The sequence below is a fragment of the Neobacillus sp. NPDC058068 genome (genome assembly GCF_042885335.1).
Taxonomy (GTDB): domain Bacteria; phylum Bacillota; class Bacilli; order Bacillales; family Cytobacillaceae; genus Neobacillus.
This window is the reverse complement of the sequence record NZ_JBHVSI010000006.1, coordinates 117,692-139,030: the sequence shown is the minus strand read 5'-3', so window position 1 is coordinate 139,030 and position 21,339 is coordinate 117,692. Positions and strand designations below refer to the sequence as shown.

Here is a 21,339-nt window from a genome sequence, read left to right as displayed (position 1 = left end):
ACTAGATTCCCGAATCCAACTGTTCTATTTGGCCTACTTTTTCATATTCATAGACTAGAATCTAAAAAAGAGGTGGATGGGATGCAGACATTAATTCGCAAGGCTGATAGAGGGGATTTGGGTCGTTTACAAGAGTTTCTTTCAAGAGCAAATCTTGGGACGGATGGGCTAACGGTTGAGACCATCGGTAATTTCTTGCTGTTGGAGGATGAGGACGCCGCGCTCCGGGGAACGCTTGGCATGGAGGTAATCGCAGATTCCGGGCTGCTGCGGTCGCTGGTTGTTTCGCCGGGAGAAGCTGAAAAGGAAATTCTTGTTCTATTTGATCAAATGGTGCAATTAGCAAACGAGAAAGGATTGAAAAGTTTATTTTTGGCAACCAATAAAGGTGCCGCCCTGACACTTTTTGAAATGCTGGGTTTCCAGCCGATTGGCCGCGGCGATCTGCCGCTGTCATTTTATCACTTAGAACATATTCGACACGTATTAAATGTGGATAACTCATTATTTTTGAAGTTTTCACTCTAATTGTGGATATATCCACAAAGTTATCCACTTTTACTGGAAAGTTATGCACAATTTGTGGATAAAACTTGTTTTTATCCCCGCCTTCTTTTATACTTTCAAACGTATTGATTGAAAAATATCGGTCTAAGTGACTATATTCGTCAAATTTCGATAAATGACTCAGCTGTGATGAAGGTGGATAACAATGAACACAAAGGTCTGGAAAGTGGATAAGTATGTGGATAATTTAGAAAGTAATCCACATGTTGTGGATGCAGCCCATTTTTTACGGGAAAACGAAGTGGTTGCGCTCCCGACAGAGACGGTTTATGGACTGGGAGGGAACGCGGAGAGCGATGAAGCCGTTGCAAAGATTTTTGCGGCAAAGGGCAGGCCTGTGGATAATCCGTTAATTATTCACATTGCCGAAAAACAGCAGCTCATGGGCTTTGTTACGGAGATTTCTGCTAAGGCGGAAGTGCTGATGGACAAGTTCTGGCCGGGACCGCTGACGATTATTTTTAAAAAGAAGGCTGGCGTTTTGTCAGAAAAGGCAACGGCTGGGCTTGCGACAGTTGCGGTACGGATGCCGGATCACCCCGTGGCACTGGCGCTGTTGAAAAAGTGCGGTCTGCCGATCGCCGCGCCAAGTGCCAACAGCTCGGGCAAACCGAGCCCAACGAAGGCGGAGCATGTAATCGATGATTTAGCCGGAAAAATTGCCGCCGTGCTTGATGGCGGATCGACAGGGGTCGGCGTCGAATCAACGGTTATCGATTGCACCGAGGAGATCCCGGTCATCCTAAGACCCGGCGGCGTCACGAAAGAAGCGCTCGAAGCCGTGATTGGTGAGGTTAGCGACGACCTAGCCTTAACGGACGCAGGCGCTAAGCCGAAAGCACCTGGAATGAAATACCGCCACTACGCCCCAAATGCCCCGCTTTTTATGGTGTCAGGCACCCGTGAGTTTCTTCAGCATTTAGTAGAAGAAAAGCAGCGAGAAGGACTGCGGGTCGGGGTATTGACGACGGAGGAGCTTGAATCTTCCTATCAGGCGGATTATGTCCTGGCGTGCGGCAGGAGGGCGGAGCTTGAGACGGTTGCCGCCGCGCTCTATGAAACACTGCGCCGCTTTAACAGGCTTGATGTGGATATTATTTTTAGTGAAATGTTCCCGCACACCGGAGTAGGCGATGCCATCATGAACCGCCTCCAGAAAGCTGCCGGGAATAAGATCATTGCGGAATAAGCGATACGTAAGCCGCACTGATAAAAGCCGCTTGTTTTTCTCCGTCCTGAATCATCGCGGAATATACCAACGCGAGTCTCGGCGACGGCAAGCGGGCTCATCTAATAAACACCAGCTCCCCTATGAGGCGGGGACTGGTGTTTTTTTGCAAAATTGGAGTGACGGCAAGCCCCCCCATTTCCCCAGTTTGGCTTCTAAAATCGTTTGGACGTGCATATGCTTAGGTTAGTTAGTCCAAGGGGGCGGGACGGAATGTCTGAAGTGGTTGGCGAAATACTTACACTAGTAATAATGGCATTTGCACTGGGGATGGATGCCTTCTCGGTTGGGCTTGGCATGGGGATGTACAAACTGCCGCTGCGGAGGATTATTAATATTGGTCTGATGATTGGCTTATTTCATGTGTGGATGCCGCTTGTTGGACTAATAGCCGGCAAATATTTATCAGAAAAGTTTGGCACGTTTGCTACCTTTATTGGCGGGCTGCTGTTAATCTTGTTAGGTGTGCAAATGGTGTGGTCGACCTTTAAAAAAGGTGATGAGAAAGTCATTACGCCGATTGGCTTCGGCTTAGTGTTATTTGCCTTGAGTGTGAGCCTTGATAGTTTCTCCGTCGGTTTAAGCTTGGGCATCTACGGCGCTAAAACCGTTATGGTTATCTTATGCTTTGGAATCGTTGCAGCAATGCAAACATGGGCCGGATTATTGCTCGGCAGAAAGGTGCAGAGCTGGATTGGGACATACAGTGAAGCGCTTGGCGGAGCGATTTTGCTCGGATTTGGCTTAAAGCTGCTGATACCGTTCTGGTAAGGGTTCAAGCTTTGATTCCACTTTGATTTCGGTTAATGCTGCTGATTCCGTTCTGGTAACAGGTAAAGCATTCGATGCCATAAATGTTTCAATTTTCCAAAAATCCCTGTAAATATGATAGAATAGAAGCTGGTAAATTTTTCACCTAGCAATCTATTAAATCTAACAGGGGAGGAACTACGGTGCAACGGAAATTATGGATCAATCTTTGCCTTACATTGCTGGTAATCTCTCAAGCTCTTTTTCCAAAACTAGCATTGGCAGATACCCTGGTAAAGACAAATGAATCAGCTGAAATTCAATTATTAGAAAAAGTAACGACGCAAACGACAGTCATTAAAGGAATAACATTCCCGAATGCCGCCATCAAGGTGGAAAATAAACAGGGTCTGCTCAACACCACACAAGCCGATTCAGAAGGAATGTTTGAAGCGGCGATATTGAAGCAGCCTGCAAACACGATTCTCAAAATTACGGCGGATGACGGGGCTGGAAATACATATGTAATCGAAGTAACGGTGGCCGCTACTGGCTGGGTCCTCGCGGGCGGGCTTTGGTATTACTATGGTCCTGATGGCGAAAAGCAGACCGGCTGGATTACCGATAACGGGAGCCGCTACTATCTTGACCAAACCGGGGTCATGAAAACAGGCTGGTTACTCGATAAAGGCAAGTGGTATTTTTTCAAAAATAGCGGAGCCATGCTGACGGGCTGGCTATCGAGCGGCGGCAAATGGTATTTCCTTGATAGCGCCGGGGTGATGAAGACCGGCTGGGTGTTGGATGGCGGCAAATGGTATTATCTAGATGGATCAGGAAAGATGAAAACGGGCTGGATAAAGGATGGGAACCGCTGGTATTATTTAGCTGGTAATGGTGCGATGAAAACCGGCTGGCTCTCGAGCGGCGGAAAATGGTACTATCTGGCGGCAAACGGCGCGATGGCAGTCGGCTGGGTGTTTGATGGCGGAAAATGGTACTATCTTAATTCGGATGGCGCGATGAAAACGGGCTGGATTCAAAGCGGAGGGGATTGGTATTACCTTGGCGGCAGCGGTGCTGTATCATCGGTGCAGCTAAATGCCCCGCTTATAGCACAAATGCCGGAGCTCCCGCGCGGCTGTGAAGTTACCTCGCTTGCGATGATGCTCCAAGATGCCGGTGTGAAGGCGAACAAAATGACGTTAGCGTCCCAGGTGCGGCGGGATCCGACCCCGTATTCAACAAGGAATGGACAAATTTACTTCGGCAATCCTTATTCAGGGTTTGTCGGTGATATGTATAGCTTTTCGAAACCTGGTCTTGGCGTTTACCACGGGCCAATTGCGGAGCTGGCAGAGAAATATCTGCCCAATCGGGTCGTTGATTTCAGCGGCAGCCGGTTTGAAGAGATTTATAAGCAGCTGAATAATGGCAAGCCTGTCTGGGTGATTGTAACCTCATGGTATGACACCGTCCCATCACAATATTGGCAGACGTGGAATACGCCGACTGGCAAGCTTTCCATTACTTATAAGGAACACAGCGTCCTCGTCACAGGCTATGACAGCCAATATATTTATTTCAATGACCCATTGTCCGTAACCAAAAACCGCAAAGTCACAATCAGTGCCTTCAAACGCGGCTGGGAGCAAATGGGTAAACAAGCTATAACCTATCGCTAAATTGTTAAGGGTGTCAGGCACCATTTGTTAGTTCCTGGAAACCAAGAACATATTATGGGTGTCAGGCACCAAAGATGAACTTGTTGGGAATTTTGGACATAATGATAAGAAGGAAAGGGGGCAGGCTTTTATGAAGCGAATTTTGTTTGTCTGTACGGGCAATACATGCCGCAGTCCAATGGCGGAAGCAATTTTGAAAAATAAAAACCTTGATGGCATTGAAGTCAGATCGGCGGGGATTTATGCCGCGAGCGGCAGTGAGGCGTCAGCGCATGCCAAGAAAGTACTCGGTGACAACGAGATTTCACATCAGCATCGCTCAACCCCTCTGACCACGGCAGAGGTGGAATGGGCCGACCTGATTTTAACGATGACTGCCTCGCATAAAGCGGCGATCCTGCTGCAATATCCACAGGCAAACTTCGAGGTTTTTACCTTAAAGGAATACAGCGGTGAACCATTCAATCCTGACGTCGTTGACCCTTACGGCGGGAGCCTCTCAATGTATCAAGAAACCTTCCGCGAGTTGGAAGAATTAATCGATAAAGCGATTGAAAAATTAAAACCGTAATGCTGAATGGGAGCTCTCTACTTAAATGGAGAGCTTCTATTTTATGCTGATGGTTCGGCCCGTGCTCTTTTTTTAATATCGGGCTTTTATTTTATGAGTCCAGCTCAAATTTTTATTAATCTTTATATTTTTAGGGCGGTATGTCAAAATTAATTGAAGACCCGAGAATGGAACAGGAGGATTTTTACATGAAAGTAGCACTGGCATCAGATCATGGCGGCATCCATATTCGCAAGGAAATCGCCAATTTAATGGATGAATTAAAGATTGACTATGTTGATTTTGGCTGTGAATGTGAAACATCGGTGGATTATCCGGATTATGCGCTCCCCGTCGCCGAAAAGGTGGCGAGCGGCGAGTTTGACAGAGGGATTTTGATTTGCGGCACTGGTATTGGCATGAGTATTGCCGCTAACAAGGTTAAAGGCATCCGCTGTGCCTTGGTGCACGATACGTTTAGTGCTAAAGCAACACGAGCTCATAATGATACAAATGTGCTCGCGATGGGTGAACGCGTGATTGGGCCTGGTTTAGCGCGAGATATTGCCGAAATCTGGCTGACTGAGGAATTTGAGGGCGGACGACATGCGGACCGCGTCGGCAAAATCACTGACTATGAAGAAAAGCACCTCTAACTTTCATGGGTTTATTCATAAATTTGCCGATTCGCAAATAAAAGCGGACTTTTCGCAAATAAAACAGGTAGAATCGCAAATAAACTAGGTTTTTGGGTAAATAAACATGAGGGTGAGGCCGAAATAGGCTCACCTGCACGTAATTTACGATAATTTTTTGAAAAATGGTAGATTTGCTGATTCGATTCGTTGGAAACAAACAAATTGTTCGAAAACAGCCGTATCGAAAGGGATGTGCCGATGATGATTCACGAATGGGAAAAAGAGTTGGAAGCGATTTTAACGGAATTCAAGGAGCAGGCAGCGTTTAAGCCGGGGCAGCTGCTGGTTATTGGCTGCAGCACGAGCGAGGTCATCGGCGAACGAATCGGCACCTCGGGCACTATCGAAGTCGCCGAAATGATTTTTCGCGGGTTGAAAAAGCTTCAGGTGGAGCTGGGGATCCAACTCGCCTTTCAATGCTGCGAGCATCTAAACAGGGCGCTGGTTGTTGAGCGCACGACGGCCGAGGAACGCCGGTTAGCCGAAGTTTCCGTTGTTCCTGTCCGGAAGGCAGGCGGGGCGATGGCGACGTATGCGTTTGAGCAAATGGATGATGCTGTTGTGGTCGAGTTCGTCCAGGCAGACGCAGGGATCGACATCGGGCACACCCTCATCGGCATGCACTTGAAACATGTTGCTGTGCCAATCCGTGTCAAGCAAAAAACCGTCGGCAAGGCCTATGTAACCCTTGCTAAGGTCCGGCCAAAACTGATTGGCGGCGCCAGAGCCGTTTATGAACGGAACAAAGAAAATTCAAGCTGTTCTTAAAAAACGTCCGTGGTGTCAGGCGCCCTGTCCATGGGGCCCCGTCAAACCATTGGTGCCAGGCACCTGCACTAAAAACACGTGGTGTCAGGCACCGTTTCCCTTTTAATGGAAGAAGGTGTCAGGCACCATATTAATTTTTACATAAAAGAAAAACGTGCTAAAATGGAGAGGGAATTTTCAAATTGTTTACGGTTTCACACAATATGTAAATAGTGTTAAGGGGGATTTATCACATGAAGCATTTGTCAGTAGCGGATGAGCAGGTATATCAAGCGATTCAGAAGGAATTAGGCCGTCAGCGCAGTAAAATTGAATTAATTGCCTCAGAAAACTTCGTCAGCGAAGCGGTTATGGAGGCACAGGGGTCGGTGCTAACCAATAAATATGCAGAAGGCTATCCAGGCCGACGTTATTATGGCGGCTGCGAGTATGTCGATATTGTTGAAGATTTAGCCTGCAGCCGTGCCAAGGAGATTTTTGGTGCGGAGTATGTGAACGTCCAGCCGCATTCCGGGGCACAGGCAAATATGGCCGTCTACTTTACCGTTCTTGAGCAGGGCGATACCGTTCTTGGCATGAACCTTTCCCACGGCGGTCACTTAACACACGGCAGTCCCGTTAACTTCAGCGGTATTCAATATAATTTTGTTGAATATGGTGTTGATGAAACAACACACCGCATTAATTATGATGTCGTCCGTGAAAAAGCACTTGAGCACAAGCCAAAGATGATTGTTGCCGGTGCCAGCGCCTATCCGCGTGAAATTGACTTTGCCAAGTTCCGTGAGATTGCCGATGAAGTCGGCGCTTACTTAATGGTCGATATGGCCCACATCGCCGGACTCGTTGCGGCAGGCCTGCATCAAAATCCGGTGCCGTATGCCGACTTCGTTACGACGACGACGCATAAAACGTTAAGAGGTCCACGTGGCGGGATGATTCTTTGCAAAGAGGAATATGGCAAGAAAATTGATAAATCGATTTTCCCTGGGATCCAAGGCGGACCACTGATGCATGTCATCGCTGCTAAAGCGGTTGCCTTTGGCGAAGCACTGCAGCCGAGCTTTAAAGAATACGCGGAGCACATTATTGCTAATGCCAAGCGCTTAGCGGAAAGCCTTGAAAAGGAAGGCCTAAAGCTTGTCTCTGGCGGAACCGATAACCATTTGCTGCTGGTCGATGTCCAGAACCTTGGCTTAACAGGCAAGGTAGCCGAAAAGGTGCTTGATGAAATTGGCATCACCGTGAACAAAAACACGATTCCATTCGATCCGCAAAGCCCGTTTGTCACAAGCGGCATCCGTATTGGTACAGCTGCCGTCACAAGCCGCGGCTTCGGTCTAGAAGATATGGACGAAATTGCCTCCATTATCGCCTTCACATTGCAGAATCATGAGGATGCAGCGAAGCTTGATGAGGCGAGCAAACGCGTTGAAGCATTAACAAGCAAATTCACTCTTTATCCGGAATATTAATCGTTACCCAACGACCTTCACTTCGAAGGTCGTTTTTTCATTGAGGAAAAAATGAAGTCAATCGATGTTGATTCATGATAAAAATGTCGAATATTTTTAAAAAAAGACAACGTTACTTCGGAAAAAAATATGGTATGATTCAATTGTTCAAAAATTGAACAGGGTGGAGTTGGGGCGTACTATGTATAAATTTCGTCTATTAGAAGTGATTTCTAAGGAGCCGGAAATTAGTCAACGAGCATTAGCCGATTTATGCAATCTTTCAATCGGGAAAGTAAATTATACATTGAATGATTTAGTTGAAGATGAGTACATCACGATTGAGAAATCGAGTAATAAACACAGCTATCTCATTACTGAATTAGGGATTGAGTTTCTGAAAAATGAGGTAGACCAGCTACATAAAACAAAAATCAAGTTGTACAGCTTGGAAATGAAAGCGGTTAAACAAGCGGTCATCCTCGCGGCAGGGGAAAAGTCAGAATTTGATTTACCGGCCTGCCTGCTGCCCATCAAGGATACGACCCTTTTAGAGCGAAACATTGCCATTTTAGAGAATAACGGGATTGAAAAAATCATCATTGTCACCGGTTATCACAAAGAGGCGTTTGCCGAAGCGGAATTTTTAATAGGGAAAAGCAATTTGCACTTTGTTGAAAATCCAAGGTATTTGTGGACGGGAAGTATGGCCTCCCTTGCCACGGCGGATGATCTGATTACCAATGACTTCCTTCTGTTTGAAGATGATATTCTCATCGAGGAAACGGCGGTTTTTGACCTGCTTAACCATCCGGAACGCGACTGCATTCTGGTGACAAAAGAAAGTGGTTTGGGCGATGAGGCTTTCATTGAAATTCAGAACAATCATCTTTATAAAATCTCCAAGGACATTCACCAATTAAACCGGATCGACGGCGAGATGACCGGGATTACGAAAATTTCATATGAAGTGTATTTGGAAATGCTCCGTTTATTTGAGAACAATAAAAATCCATTTGTAAATTACGAGTACTTACTATTAGACGTATCAAGGAAAATCGAGATTGGCTTTTTAAAGATTCCTGATTTGATTTGGGCGGAAATTGATAGTTATCTGCATCATTTTAAAGTGGTGGATAAAATCTACCCATCCCTCCAAAAGAAAGAAGCTGATTTTAAAGAAAGAGAGCTGAAGCAAGCTGTTGCCGGAGCTTTGAACATCAGCGAAAGCGGGATAACCGCTGTCGAGGTGCTAGGCGGCTTGACGAACCGGAATTATAAAGTCACGACCAGAATGGAGCAATTTGCAGCGAGGATTCCGGGAAAAGGGACCGAGCACTATATTAATAGGCTGGCAGAGAAGGTTAATTCGCAGATTACCAGCCGGCTTGGAATTAATCCCGAGGTGATTTACTTCGATGAACAAACGGGCTTGAAGATTGTCCGCTTTATCCCCGATGCGGAAACTCTTAATCCGAAAACAGGCACCCGCGAGGAAAACCTCGTGCAGGTAGCGGGGATTTTTAACACCCTGCATACCTCTGGGGAGACTTTCAGCACCCGGTTTGATGTATTTGAAAAAGTAACCGAATACGAAACCATTTTGTCCGCGTTAAATGGAAAGTTGTTCGATGGCCATGCCGAAGTGAAAGAACAGGTACTCGAACTAGAGGCCTTCTATAAATCCTTACAGGTGCAGCTTGTTCCCTGCCATAATGACCCGCTGGCGGAAAACTTCGTCAAGAGTGGGGAAGAGCGGATGTACTTGATTGACTGGGAATTTTCCGGCATGAACGACCCGCTTTGGGATGTTGCGGCCTATATCATTGAGGCGGAACTGTCTCCGGCAGAGGAAAAGCTGTTCTTGCTGGAATACTTCAACGGCGAGATTACGAGCGCACACCTGCAGCAGCTGTTATTGAATAAGATTTTCCTGGATTTCCTCTGGACAATCTGGGCCTTGATGAAGGAAGCTGGCGGCGAAGATTTTGGCTCCTACGCCTTAACAAGGTTTACCCGTGCACAAAGCAATTTACAGCAATACCAAACTCAGTTTAAGGGGACCGAGGAATTTGGAAAAATTTAATTCAAAGGCAAGGGGTTGCGATTGGCCTAGGCGTTCGATAAAAAAGGAATCCGATTTATACAGCGGAGTTGCATGAAACTTGCCGGTATTTGTCGGCAAGTTTTTTTTTCAAGAAACAGGCTTCGAGTTGCTCATTGCAATTTATTTCTGTAAAATAGTACGGAGTGTTTTATTAATTTTAGTAAAAGGGGCGATTATTGTGGCAAAGGTATACGTCTTCGACCATCCGCTTATCCAACACAAGCTTACGTACATACGGGATATTAATACGGGAACAAAGGAGTTCCGCGAGCTCGTCGACGAAGTGGCAACATTGATGGCGTTTGAAATCACAAGGGATATGCCGCTTGAAGATATCGAGATTGAAACACCGGTGTGCAAAACAAAATCAAAGGTATTGTCAGGGAAAAAACTAGGGTTGGTTCCAATTTTACGGGCAGGAATTGGCATGGTGGACGGAATGTTGAAATGTATTCCGGCCGCGAAGGTAGGCCATGTCGGCTTATACCGCGACCCGGAAACATTAAAGCCGGTGGAATATTATGTGAAGCTTCCGAGTGACGTTGAAGAGCGCGACTTCATCGTCGTTGATCCAATGCTGGCAACAGGCGGTTCGGCGATTGATGCGATTTATGCCTTGAAAAAGCGCGGTGCGAAACATATCAAATTTATGTGCTTGATTGCCGCACCAGAAGGCGTCGAGGCCGTGAAAACGGAGCATCCGGACGTCGATATTTACATCGCCGCTCTAGATGAGAAATTGAACGACCACGGCTACATCGTGCCAGGACTGGGCGATGCCGGCGACCGGTTATTTGGGACGAAATAATTTCTTTGAAAAAAAGTCGAGACTGCTCGGCTTTTTTTTATGTTTAATTTTTCCAATAAATGTCTAAATAGCCAAAACCATTTTCACGACAAAAAACAGACCATCTAAACGAGAGAGTCCCCTAAAAAAACCTTAAAAACCTATTAAATCCATAAAAAACCTCTAATTATTTAATAATATTCCGATTAAGCTCTCCAAATCTAAATAAAATGAAATTCCATCAAGGCCATAGATCGAAATCAAATGATATTCCAGAAAACCTCCAAATCAAAAAGAAAATAACTTCCAATTTGTCGAAAAAAAGTAAGCGATGAATGATTTTCCTCTTTATACCATTATATTGAAGATTCTAAAAATGTTGAAAAATATTTATTTTTATAATTGATAAATTATATTGACCAAATTTACAATTTCAATTACTATAAAGTTTACCTATTTTGATTTTTCGAATAATTGTTGTAAATCAAAATTTGATAGATACATAGGGGGGAAAGGCTTTCATGAAGAAAAAAACACAGAAAAAGGCTGCTTCATATGCGCTGGCGTCTGCTCTAGTACTTTCTAATCTAGGGTTCGCCGCATCAGCATCAGCTGAAAGCACGCCAGAAAATGATTTTGCTGCAAAAGTAAAGCAGCTGCAAGACCTGGGAAGTAAGGAACTGAAAACGATCGATTCAGGTGATATTAAGACGACAAAAAGCGTAAATCCAGCGGATAAGGTCCGCGTGATCGTCGAGGTAGACGGACAAACACCAGTCGAATTCGCGACACAAGAGGGGAAATTATATAAAGACTTAGCAGAAAGTAAAAAGAGTTCATTAGCTTCAACACTAGTAAAACAGCAAAATAGCGTAAAAGACAAGATTTCCGCCAAAGGCGTGAAGGTTAATTACAAAAAGAACTTCACGACGGCATTTAACGGCTTTAGCGGCGATGTTCAGTTCAGCGAAATCGCTAAAATTGAGGCGATTCCAGGTGTAAAAAATGTTTACATCGCCAACGAATACAACCGTCCTGAAGAAACACCGGACATGAAAACGAGCCACTCGTTCATCCAATCGCAAACAACATGGGCAGACGCGAAACTGAAAGGTGAAGGCATGGTAGTTGCTGTCATTGACTCAGGTGTTGACCCGTCCCACCGCGACTTTAAAGTAACGGATCCTGCGAAGGAAGCGTTATCAAAAGAAAAGGTTGGCAAATTTGTCAGCGAAGCCGGCTTAAAGGGTAAATTTTTCACCGATAAAGTACCATATGGCTATAATTACTTTGATGAAAATAATACGATCCTTGATTTAGTGCCAGGTGGCTCGAATCACGGAATGCACGTTGCTGGAACGGTCGCGGCTAACGGTGATGAATCAAAGGGTGGAATTAAAGGGGTAGCACCTGAAGCACAAATTCTTGGCATGAAGGTGTTCAGTAATGATCCAAACTATGGTTCAACGTCTTCCGATGTCTATCTAGCAGCGATTGATGACGCCATCAAGCTTGGTGCAGATGTATTGAACATGAGCCTAGGTTCAGTAGCATCTTTCTATGATGAAAGAAGCGCAGAAGATTTAGCGATCACTCGTGCCGTTGATAACGGAATCGTTAGTTCCGTTTCTGCTGGTAACTCCGGACATATTTCTTATGGTTATGGAACGAATCCGAATCCATATGCAAGTAACCCAGATATTGGCGTTGTCGGTGCCCCAGGACTAAATACCGACACGATTCAAGTTGCGGCTGCAGGTAATGTTAGTTATCTTTACCAGCATGGCATTACAGTAGATGGAGCAGAAGGCTTCACTGCGACTGGATTTGGGATTGATGACTGGCTTGAACTGGCTAAATCGAATACACTGCAATTAGTCAGCCTAGGCGGTAAGCTTGGAGCTCCAGCAGACTATGCCGGCCTTGATGTCAAAGGTAAAATTGTCGTGATGCCGCGCGGTGATTTAGCGTTTGCGGATAAAACGAAAAATGCTGCAGCAGCAGGAGCGGCAGGTATCATTGTTTATAACAGTGATAACCCAGTATTCTATGAAAACCAAGGCGGATGGCAAATTCCGTTCATGAAGATTCAAAGACAGCAAGGATTGGAGCTTGAAGCAGCAATCAAGGCAGGTCACACAACGCTACATGTGACACAAACGAAGAAAACCGATGATCCTGAAATGGGCCGGATGACTGACTTCACTTCATGGGGTGTTACACCTTCCCTTGATTTTAAGCCTGAAATTACAGCTCCTGGTGGAAAAATTTATTCAACAATTAATAATGATAAATATGAAGTGATGAGTGGTACGTCAATGGCAGCGCCACACGTTGCCGGCGGAAGTGCGCTTGTCCAGCAATACTTGAAAAAGGATGATCGTTTCAAGGCGTTAACAGCTGGCGAACGGACCCACTTTGCTAAGGTTCTTTTAATGAACACATCTAGCAAAATTGTTGATTTAAATGGTCAGCCATTCTCACCACGCCGTCAAGGTGCAGGGATGATGCAAACCTTCAACGCGGTTTCAACACCTGTTGTCGTTGTTGAAAAATCAAGCAACGAAGGCAAAGTCGCGTTAAAGGATTTCACGAGCAAACAATTCACGATGAACTTTACAGCAAAGAACATTTCCGATAAAGCGGTAACGTACGCTGTGAATACCGACGTTTTAACGGACACGATTAAGCAAACGACTGGTAAACCAGATACGAATGCGTTAATAGCAGGCAACATGGATGGTGCCGTAGTCGATGCACCAAAAACCGTAACAGTGCCAGCTGGAAAATCGGTTGATTTTTCCGTAAAGGTTGATTTAACAAATGCAAAAATTCCTGGCCTTGATAATGCCGGTAAGAAAATTGCTTTAAATCTGAAAGAAGATATTTTCGTTGAAGGGTTCGTGACTCTTACAGATACGAACAATAAGTTAGAAGCAACGCTCAACGTTCCGTATGTTGGTTTCTACGGAAAATGGGATCGTCCAAGCATTCTTGATGGCTTTAAGGATCTTGGCGAAACGAAGTTCTTTAACCATGGTTTGAATGAGATGTTGTTTACGAATGATGGTAAAACGTATTTGCAGGCTCCAGTTCCTGGAAAGCAATATTATGCAGTTTCTCCAAATGGCGATGGCCTAATGGATAATGCTTTCCCACTGCCAACATTCTTACGGAATGCTTCTGAAGCGCAGTTTAACATTCTTGATAAAGACGGTAAGCTCCTTCGCCGCGTTGCCTTAGAAAAAGATGTGCGGAAAAGCTATTATAATTCTGGGAATTCGGGTTCAAGTACGTATAACTTGAAATCTAGCCGTGCCTGGGATGGTACTGTTAATTCTAAGAAGGTAGAAGACGGCCTGTACTACTATGAGATCAAATCTGTAGTGGATTACAAGGGCGCTGAATATCAATCGAAGAAGATTCCAGTTTATGTCGATACAACAGCTCCAAAGGTGAAAGCAACTTACGATAATGAAGCATCAACCGTTAACTGGACAACAGATGAGCAAGGCGTTGGCGTGATGAGTTACGCGATCTATGTTGATGGAAAATTAGTAACGGATAAAGTAAGCGGCACGGCAACAAGCTATAAATTTGAAACCCCGCTGGCAGCAAAAACGTCTGTTGAAGTATTTGCAACTGATTATGCCTACAATATTGGCGGTTCGAAAACAGCAGCAGGTGACACGGCACTTCCGCTTGTGTTCATGTCGGCACCTTCAGCAAACGGTACGTACAGATCGCTTGAAGTTCCTGTTTCAGGTTATGCTACTGACGACCTTGGCGTGGACAAAGTCCAAGTAAATGGCAAGGATGTAGCCCTTACTTACGACGCAGCGAAGAAGCAGTACAGCTTCTCAACAACGGTTAAGTTTGAAAAAGACGGCAAGTATAAGATTCCGATTACGGTAACAGACATTGCGGGCAAAGAGTACGCGATTTCCCGAACTGTTTTTGTTGATACCACACCAGGTGAAATCATTGTCGATGCCCCAGAAAAAGTGGGTTATGATGTTGATCAAGCTACGGTGAAGTTACGCTTAAAAGATAACTTTAACTATCTTAACTTATATGTTGGCTCTGACCAAGTATTTGTCCAACCATACAAGAGCCCAGTAGATGTAATGACTCCTGCTGATACTCCGTATGAGTTTACGGTTGACTTGAAGCATGGCGAAAACAAAGTAAGTCTTCGTCTTCTTGACTTTGCTGGAAACGAAACGAAGAAGGATGTTACGATCTTCCGTGCGGAAGTGAAGGATCCAGAACCAAAACCAGATCCGAAGCCAGATCCAAAACCAGATCCAAAACCAGATCCAAAGCCAGATCCGAAACCAGAACCAGTGGTGAAAAATGGCTGGAAATTGGAAGGAAACACATGGTTCTACTACACGAAAGATGTGAAGAAAACAGGCTGGCTGCTTGACGGAAACAAATGGTATTACCTGAATAAAAATGGTGCTATGCAAACGGGCTGGGTACTTGATGGCGGTAAATGGTACCTGCTTAATAAATCCGGCGCAATGCAAACAGGCTGGGCGCTTGACGGCGGCAAATGGTACTTCTTAAACAACAGCGGTGCTATGCAGACTGGCTGGGTGAAAACTGGCGGCGAGTGGTACCACTTAAGCAATAGCGGTGCGATGAACACAGGCTGGAAACTCATCAACGGTAAATGGTATTACCTAAATCCGAAGTCTGGAAAAATGGCCTACAGCACAACAGTTGACGGCTATAAACTAGGTTCTGATGGAGCCTGGATTAAGTAATTTCATGTAGGAAGGCGGACAGAGAGATGTCCGCCTTTTTTTGATGTTTAAGGGCATAAAAAAAATTCAGATGGGATATTTGGTGGGAAATGTATAAATAGACAAAAACCGGAGTTTGGGGCCGATTGGACAAATACTTGAGGCTGTATCCGTAACAAGACAATTAGGTGAATCAGATTTAGTCAAGCTTCTCCAAGAACAAAAACTCGCTATCACGGGAGATTTCCTTGTTTCAATTGGTGCAGCTTATGAAGTAATCGGAGGCATTCATGTACTTGAAGAGGAATCAGTCAAAATCGCTCGCATCGTTCCATAATGATAGTCCAATGGCAGAACTAGATTATGGTAGGAATTGGATCTCCGTGTGCGACCGTAACACCTGCTTTTTCCAGGGAAGGTTGTTAAATCTCAAAAGGGGACCGATCCTTTCTCAACATAAACCAGGACTATTTTACTAATTTTATGAATAGTCCAAAAATTATTGAAATGATTCCCACTTATATGCCAAAATGTAGGTAACACAAGGCCTTGTGAATATAACATGAAAGTGGGATTGCATGATTAAAAGATATTCTGCTCTTTATTCAATTGTTCTCAGCATTTTACTTCTAATACCTTTACCAGCCATTGGATATGCTGCTAATGAAGTAGAGAAGGTACAATCATCTACAACACAAATTGTGGCTCAAGAACTACAATTGGGAGATGTAAATGTTGTTCCCTTGCAAGTCACTGGCCCTGCAAAGGATCGACTTAACCTAGTTATCTTTGGTGATGGTTATACTGCTAACGAGATGGACAAGTTCCAAAAGGATGTGGAAAGGAATCTAAACGTTCAATGGAGTGTGGAGCCTTTTCGAAGCTATCGGTATTACTTCAATGTGTATATGGTCCAAACCCCTTCAAAAGATTCCGGCATCAGCTGTGACCCAGACGATGGAAATGTCCGTCGCGATACCGTCTTCAACCTTGAGTTTGCAACTAAATGCCCAGCAGATAAGCTAGCACGTGGAATCACCTATGGTTCCGGCGGCACACAAGCGCGCACAAAGATCCTTAACGAGAATGTAGCACCTGCACTTGGCATTCCTTCAAGTGCACAGAATATCCAGACATTAGCAATCGCCAATACATTTACATATGGCGGTATCGGAGGAGTTCACGCCACAACATCAGGCGGTAGTCCTCAAGGCCCTTTAGTCTCCTTGCATGAGTTAGGGCACTCTCTTGGTAATCTTCAAGATGAATACGCTTACTATAATCGTGGAGTTCCAGGAGGTCCCCATCCAATAAGTGAGCCGAGTTCCACCCATCACACTCGGATTTCCTCTGAACAGATGATACAGAATAAATCCAAATGGTGGCGGTGGCTTGGTGAAGAAAGTGAGTCTGGCGGAATTATTCGAGCGGCCGATTCTAATGGGTATGAGAGTGGGGTTTATTATAGTTCCAATGTCTGGCGCCCAAGTGAACATTCAATGATGAGACATACTGGCTTTTATTTCGATCAGGTTAGTCGTGAGCAAATGACTCAACGAATTACTGGTATGCGCAATGCTAACCTGATGCCACTTAATTCGACTCCTGTAGGTGAGGTTGGACCGAAAGATGTGGTATGGGTCGAGACGATGCATCCAAGGTTCCATATGCTCGATGTCACTTGGGAAGTTAATGGCAAGGTCGTATCAGACGCCCACAACAGCCGTTTTCTAAAGCTAGCTGATTTAAACTTAAAGACCGGTGACAAACTTAAAGTAACAGTGAAGGACCAAACTGAATTTGTACGCGATCCGAACTATTTGAATGGTCCAAGGATGACTCAGACACGTGAATGGACAATTGGTAAGCCACTTCCAAATACGATGGTAGACGTGAAATTCACTTACCACTCTGTAACTGACCATGCCCTGGCTAACAATGAAGTAGCATTCGTCGAAACTACCAATCCAAATGACAGAGTGCTAGAAGTAACCTGGGAGCTCAACGGTAAAAAGATAGAAGGAACAAACAACAGCCGTCTCCTGGATTTAGGAAAATTGACCCTTCCTAATGGAGCCTCAAAGCTAAAGGCAACAGTAACCGACCCAGCCATTCCGAATGCTGGAACGGACACGATTACTTGGACTGTGGACAATGGATTGCCAACAGCGCCTAAATCATTATCTGAACCACTAACAAGGCTATCAGATGAGGTTGAGCATAATGTGTATTTTAACGAATTCGACATGCTGCTTAAGCCACAGGATGATCAGCCAGGGTATGTAGTAGGAGAGTTCCGCTTAAATGGTGACGGCTGGTACAATTACTTCGGATTCCCAGAGAAGCCGGACGGTACGCCGTTTAAGTTCACACATTCGGGCACCGATGTGAAAGAGCTGACATATGGGAACCTCGGTACCGGTGGGCTTTCGAAGGCTACCTTTGAGCAGTCCTATACCGAAAAGGATCCAGGTGGCCCATTTGTCCCTGGATTTGGGACACATATAGTGGAGCACCGAGCCATTGATGCTACTGGAAATATTGGCACAGCCGACAAGTTTAAAGCAACTGTTCTGCCAGGCGAATTGCCTACTTGTACATCAACTGTCACAGGTAGCCATAATGGCGGACTAGTCGTTTCAAAAGGAGTGACTTGCCTAAAAGAGGCTAATGTTCGCGGGGGTGTCATTGTTCATAACGGTGCATCACTAGTAATATTTAATAGTAATATTAATGGTGGCCTACAGTCAGACAAAGCATCAGTGATACAAGTGTTTGGTACCACCGTAAATGGCCAAACTGAGATTTCTGGAACAGCAAGCAATGTGACATTAGCCGGAAACAAATTTAATGGTGGTCTTACTCTTTCCAATAACAACCAAGTCTCAGCGAATAAGCAATTCGGCAATTATGGACCAATTTTAGCCGGAAACCATGTAAATGGTAAGCTGTCTTGCAATGGAAACAGTACAAAAGTGACCGACTTCGGGGCCTCCAATAGCATTAGCGGGTCTATTTCCGGTCAGTGTAAAGGTATGTAATCGGAGTAAGTACTGTATTTCCAGAATAAATTCGAACTGTTTTTTTGAGGTCCTGGATTCTACACAGTTATATGTTATATTTTATTGACAGCTAGGATGAGTTTCATATCCTAGCTGTTTTTATATTTTCATAGAAACTCTAAAACCTATTGTAAATTATATCATCTCCCAAAAAACCGCATACTTTCCTCACTCAATGAAAACGATATAAGGTGAACCTTCAATCAGTGGAGGTTCTTTCCATCCTCCACTGATTGTTAGTTGAACCAATCGGGCTTTTACGGGCAGTTGATCCCTTACCTATCCTCAATGGTTTTCCTCAAAGTCCCGATGTGGAGATCTTACTGCCCGTTAATGCGGGATTAAAAAAGGGGGATTTTTCAAATGAAATTACTGCTTGCACTAATCCTGGCCTTTCAAGCTCCGCGAACACTCATCCATCCGCCGATTCCCGAACCCACTCAGGAGACAATCGCGATCGTTCTCTTAGAGAAACAGCATAGCGAACAGGAAATCAATGAGCTCATCCGCCCGTTTAGGGACGTCAAGCTCCGCCGTGTTTTCAGTGAGGCGATTACCGGTTTTTCTGTCCAAGGGAAACCGCAAGCAATCGCGCGGCTTGCCGGAAATAAACAAATCCTGAACATCTCACCGGTCACCCAGTATCAAGTCCAAACCGAGGAAAGTGTCAAAATCATTGGCGGCGATGCAGTCCGCAGTATTTTTGATCAAAAAAATCAGCGCCTGACCGGAAAGGGCGTGACGGTGGGTGTAATCGACACCGGCGTCGATTACACCCATCCGGACTTGAAAAAAAACTATGCCGGCGGCCACGATCTCATTGACAATGACCAGGACCCAATGGAAACTAAGGTCCTCGGGCAGGCGACCATCCACGGCACCCATGTCGCCGGCATCATTGCGGCTAATGGAAAAATAAAAGGCGTCGCCCCTGAGGCAAAAATCGTTGCCTACCGGGCGCTTGGACCTGGCGGCGGCGGAACAACCGAGCAAGTGCTGGCGGCGATTGAGCAGGCCATCAAGGATAAAGTCGATATTGTTAACCTTTCGCTCGGGAACGATATCAACGGTCCCGACCTGCCGATTAGTCTTGCTCTCAACCGTGCTGTCGATAAAGGAATTGTCGCTGTGGCGGCGTCGGGGAATTCCGGACCGAATGTCTGGACGGTCGGTTCGCCGGGGACGGCCTCAAAGGCAATATCTGTTGGGGCCTCGACGCCGACGATGGAGATACCGTCATTATTAATAGAAGGAAGCCGGAATCGATTGCGGATTCAGCCAATGGAGGGCTCAGCCAACTGGGCGCTTGATCGCTCGCTTGAGATTGTCGATGGCGGGATTGGAAGGAAAACTGAATTGAAAAAGACGCAGGGAAAACTAGTCCTGATGAAAAGAGGGACATTAACTTTTTCGGAAAAGGCGGAAAACGCCCGGCAAGCGGGGGCGGCAGCTGTGCTAATTTACAATAATATGAGCGGGGGCTTCATGGGTAACCTCGATACTCAGCTGACCATCCCTGTCGGATCACTCTCGAAGAGTGACGGAGTTATTTTACAAAAAAAAATCAAGCAAGGGCTGTCGGCACGGGTCTTGGTCGCGGAAGAACGGGACCAGCTCGCTGATTTCAGCTCAAGGGGGCCGGTGACGGGGTCGTGGGAAATTAAGCCGGACATTGTCGCGCCAGGGGTGGCGATTAACTCGACGGTGCCGGGCGGCTACTTGAGCCTGCAGGGGACGAGTATGGCGGCGCCGCACGTCGCCGGGGCCTGCGCGTTGATTAAGCAGGCGCACCCGGATTGGACGCCGGAACAAATCAAGGCGGCGTTGATGAATACGGCGAAACCGCTGGTGAAAACGGGGGTTGCGAAAAGCGGGGCCGATTCCTCCAAGGTAACGATGACCGCAAAAACAGGGGCCTACTATCGCACATTCGAACAGGGCGCCGGCAGAATCCAAGTGGATGAAGCGATCAAAACGGCGTCGCTCGTCACTCCGAGCAGTATCCAATTTGGGAAATTTAGCGATGAGCGTGACAGTCATAAGGCTGTTTTACATGTGGAAAATACGAGTGAGCGAAGCGCGCGCTATTCATTTACGATTCCGAACCGTGTTGACGGGCTGAGCTGGAGGTTCCCGCTCACGTTCACCTTAGAGCCGCACCAATCAAAGGATGTTACGCTTGAACTCCGGGTCGACCCGCAGATTTTTAAAGGGAAAATCCATGATGGCTACCTCAGTCTGCAAGCCGGGGCGAAAACGATGCAAATTCCCTATCTGTATGTGCTCGAGGAACCGGGATACCCAAGGGTGATGGGCTTTGATTTTGCCGAAGCGGACAAACCGGGGCAGTACAGGTATGAGGTCTATTTGCCGGGCGGAGCGGAGGAGTTTGGGATTGCCTTGTTTAACCCTGAGGATTACCGCTTTATTGGCTTCTTGGATACGGCGGTGAATGTGAAAAAGGGGCTGATCAAAAAAGATATTCCAAGTGAGCAGCTGCCGGCAGAGGGAACCTACCTCGTGAAGGTGTTTGCCAAAAAGGCGAACAAGGAGGACTTTATTGAAACGATGATCAAGATTGGCGAAAAAGTAGACTAGGCGGCGGCCTAGTCTTTGTTTACTTTTCACAATTTGTGAAGGAATGTTCACAAAATCGACACAAATTAGCCATAAAACGTTCCGATTTTACAATACAATTATAGTGTAAAACAGAAAACGGTTTTGGAAGAAATTACGGGGTATGGATTGTGGATTAATTCACGTAAACTCATTGACATTGAAAGTTGCCTATTGTATGCTTACAAAGGGTGTAAAATGAGAGGGTTTTCATGTTGTTTACCCTATTGTGAAATACCATTTTTCAGCTATCCCGAATACCTTAAGTCCGCTTCATCAGTGTAGAAGTAATTTTCTTAATAATCGGATTGTTCTT

General features: G+C 45.6%; 14 protein-coding genes. All 14 read left to right on the top strand.

Annotated elements, in window-relative coordinates; all coding sequences use genetic code 11:
* The first annotated feature begins 81 nt into the window (after positions 1 to 81).
* The 14 genes from ACFVSW_RS09130 to ACFVSW_RS09065 all read left to right on the top strand — a co-directional run bounded on the left by ACFVSW_RS09130 (position 82) and on the right by ACFVSW_RS09065 (position 21,005).
* Positions 82 to 528 carry a GNAT family N-acetyltransferase gene (locus ACFVSW_RS09130; protein WP_387314898.1) on the top strand — a complete coding sequence of 149 codons (447 nt, stop codon included), beginning with the start codon at positions 82 to 84 and terminating at the stop codon, positions 526 to 528.
* A 184-nt stretch (positions 529 to 712) separates the two neighbouring features.
* Complete coding sequence (locus ACFVSW_RS09125; RefSeq protein ID WP_387314895.1) at positions 713 to 1,756, top strand: L-threonylcarbamoyladenylate synthase; 1,044 nt, start codon at positions 713 to 715, stop codon at positions 1,754 to 1,756.
* A 252-nt stretch (positions 1,757 to 2,008) separates the two neighbouring features.
* Positions 2,009 to 2,566, top strand: a complete 558-nt coding sequence (locus tag ACFVSW_RS09120) for a manganese efflux pump MntP (RefSeq protein WP_387314892.1) — start codon at positions 2,009 to 2,011, stop codon at positions 2,564 to 2,566.
* Positions 2,567 to 2,748: 182 nt separating this feature from the next.
* On the top strand, positions 2,749 to 4,230 hold the full coding sequence (locus ACFVSW_RS09115; protein ID WP_387314889.1) for a C39 family peptidase: 1,482 nt from the start codon (positions 2,749 to 2,751) through the stop codon (positions 4,228 to 4,230).
* Between the two features lie 130 nt (positions 4,231 to 4,360).
* Positions 4,361 to 4,801 carry a low molecular weight protein arginine phosphatase gene (locus ACFVSW_RS09110; protein WP_387314886.1) on the top strand — a complete coding sequence of 147 codons (441 nt, stop codon included), beginning with the start codon at positions 4,361 to 4,363 and terminating at the stop codon, positions 4,799 to 4,801.
* 188 nt (positions 4,802 to 4,989) lie between these two features.
* A complete protein-coding gene (gene rpiB, locus ACFVSW_RS09105) occupies positions 4,990 to 5,436 on the top strand; it encodes a ribose 5-phosphate isomerase B (protein WP_387314884.1) in 447 nt (148 codons plus the stop codon).
* A 243-nt stretch (positions 5,437 to 5,679) separates the two neighbouring features.
* Complete coding sequence (locus tag ACFVSW_RS09100; RefSeq protein ID WP_387315135.1) at positions 5,680 to 6,246, top strand: TIGR01440 family protein; 567 nt, start codon at positions 5,680 to 5,682, stop codon at positions 6,244 to 6,246.
* Positions 6,247 to 6,479: 233 nt separating this feature from the next.
* Entirely contained in the window at positions 6,480 to 7,721 is a 1,242-nt protein-coding gene (locus ACFVSW_RS09095; RefSeq protein WP_387314881.1) for a serine hydroxymethyltransferase, read from the top strand.
* 181 nt (positions 7,722 to 7,902) lie between these two features.
* Complete coding sequence (locus tag ACFVSW_RS09090; protein ID WP_387314879.1) at positions 7,903 to 9,786, top strand: phosphotransferase; 1,884 nt, start codon at positions 7,903 to 7,905, stop codon at positions 9,784 to 9,786.
* 199 nt (positions 9,787 to 9,985) lie between these two features.
* Complete coding sequence (gene upp, locus ACFVSW_RS09085; RefSeq protein ID WP_024030601.1) at positions 9,986 to 10,615, top strand: uracil phosphoribosyltransferase; 630 nt, start codon at positions 9,986 to 9,988, stop codon at positions 10,613 to 10,615.
* 500 nt (positions 10,616 to 11,115) lie between these two features.
* A complete protein-coding gene (locus tag ACFVSW_RS09080; RefSeq protein ID WP_387314876.1) occupies positions 11,116 to 15,366 on the top strand; it encodes a S8 family serine peptidase in 4,251 nt (1,416 codons plus the stop codon).
* A 115-nt stretch (positions 15,367 to 15,481) separates the two neighbouring features.
* On the top strand, positions 15,482 to 15,682 hold the full coding sequence (locus ACFVSW_RS09075) for a hypothetical protein (RefSeq protein WP_387314873.1): 201 nt from the start codon (positions 15,482 to 15,484) through the stop codon (positions 15,680 to 15,682).
* A gap of 241 nt (positions 15,683 to 15,923) precedes the next feature.
* Positions 15,924 to 18,386 (top strand): M64 family metallopeptidase, encoded by a 2,463-nt coding sequence (locus tag ACFVSW_RS09070; protein ID WP_387314870.1) that lies wholly within the window; start codon positions 15,924 to 15,926, stop codon positions 18,384 to 18,386.
* 384 nt (positions 18,387 to 18,770) lie between these two features.
* Complete coding sequence (locus ACFVSW_RS09065; protein ID WP_387314868.1) at positions 18,771 to 21,005, top strand: S8 family serine peptidase; 2,235 nt, start codon at positions 18,771 to 18,773, stop codon at positions 21,003 to 21,005.
* Positions 21,006 to 21,339: the final 334 nt, after the last annotated feature.

Coding starts and splice junctions, on each gene's coding strand:
- ACFVSW_RS09100 (WP_387315135.1), top strand. CDS start 5,680: ATGATTCACGAATGGGAAAAAGAGTTGGAAGCGATTTTAACGGAATTC.
- ACFVSW_RS09080 (WP_387314876.1), top strand. CDS start 11,116: ATGAAGAAAAAAACACAGAAAAAGGCTGCTTCATATGCGCTGGCGTCT.
- ACFVSW_RS09120 (WP_387314892.1), top strand. CDS start 2,009: ATGTCTGAAGTGGTTGGCGAAATACTTACACTAGTAATAATGGCATTT.
- ACFVSW_RS09125 (WP_387314895.1), top strand. CDS start 713: ATGAACACAAAGGTCTGGAAAGTGGATAAGTATGTGGATAATTTAGAA.
- rpiB (WP_387314884.1), top strand. CDS start 4,990: ATGAAAGTAGCACTGGCATCAGATCATGGCGGCATCCATATTCGCAAG.
- ACFVSW_RS09070 (WP_387314870.1), top strand. CDS start 15,924: ATGATTAAAAGATATTCTGCTCTTTATTCAATTGTTCTCAGCATTTTA.
- ACFVSW_RS09110 (WP_387314886.1), top strand. CDS start 4,361: ATGAAGCGAATTTTGTTTGTCTGTACGGGCAATACATGCCGCAGTCCA.
- ACFVSW_RS09065 (WP_387314868.1), top strand. CDS start 18,771: ATGAAATTACTGCTTGCACTAATCCTGGCCTTTCAAGCTCCGCGAACA.
- ACFVSW_RS09095 (WP_387314881.1), top strand. CDS start 6,480: ATGAAGCATTTGTCAGTAGCGGATGAGCAGGTATATCAAGCGATTCAG.
- ACFVSW_RS09090 (WP_387314879.1), top strand. CDS start 7,903: ATGTATAAATTTCGTCTATTAGAAGTGATTTCTAAGGAGCCGGAAATT.
- ACFVSW_RS09130 (WP_387314898.1), top strand. CDS start 82: ATGCAGACATTAATTCGCAAGGCTGATAGAGGGGATTTGGGTCGTTTA.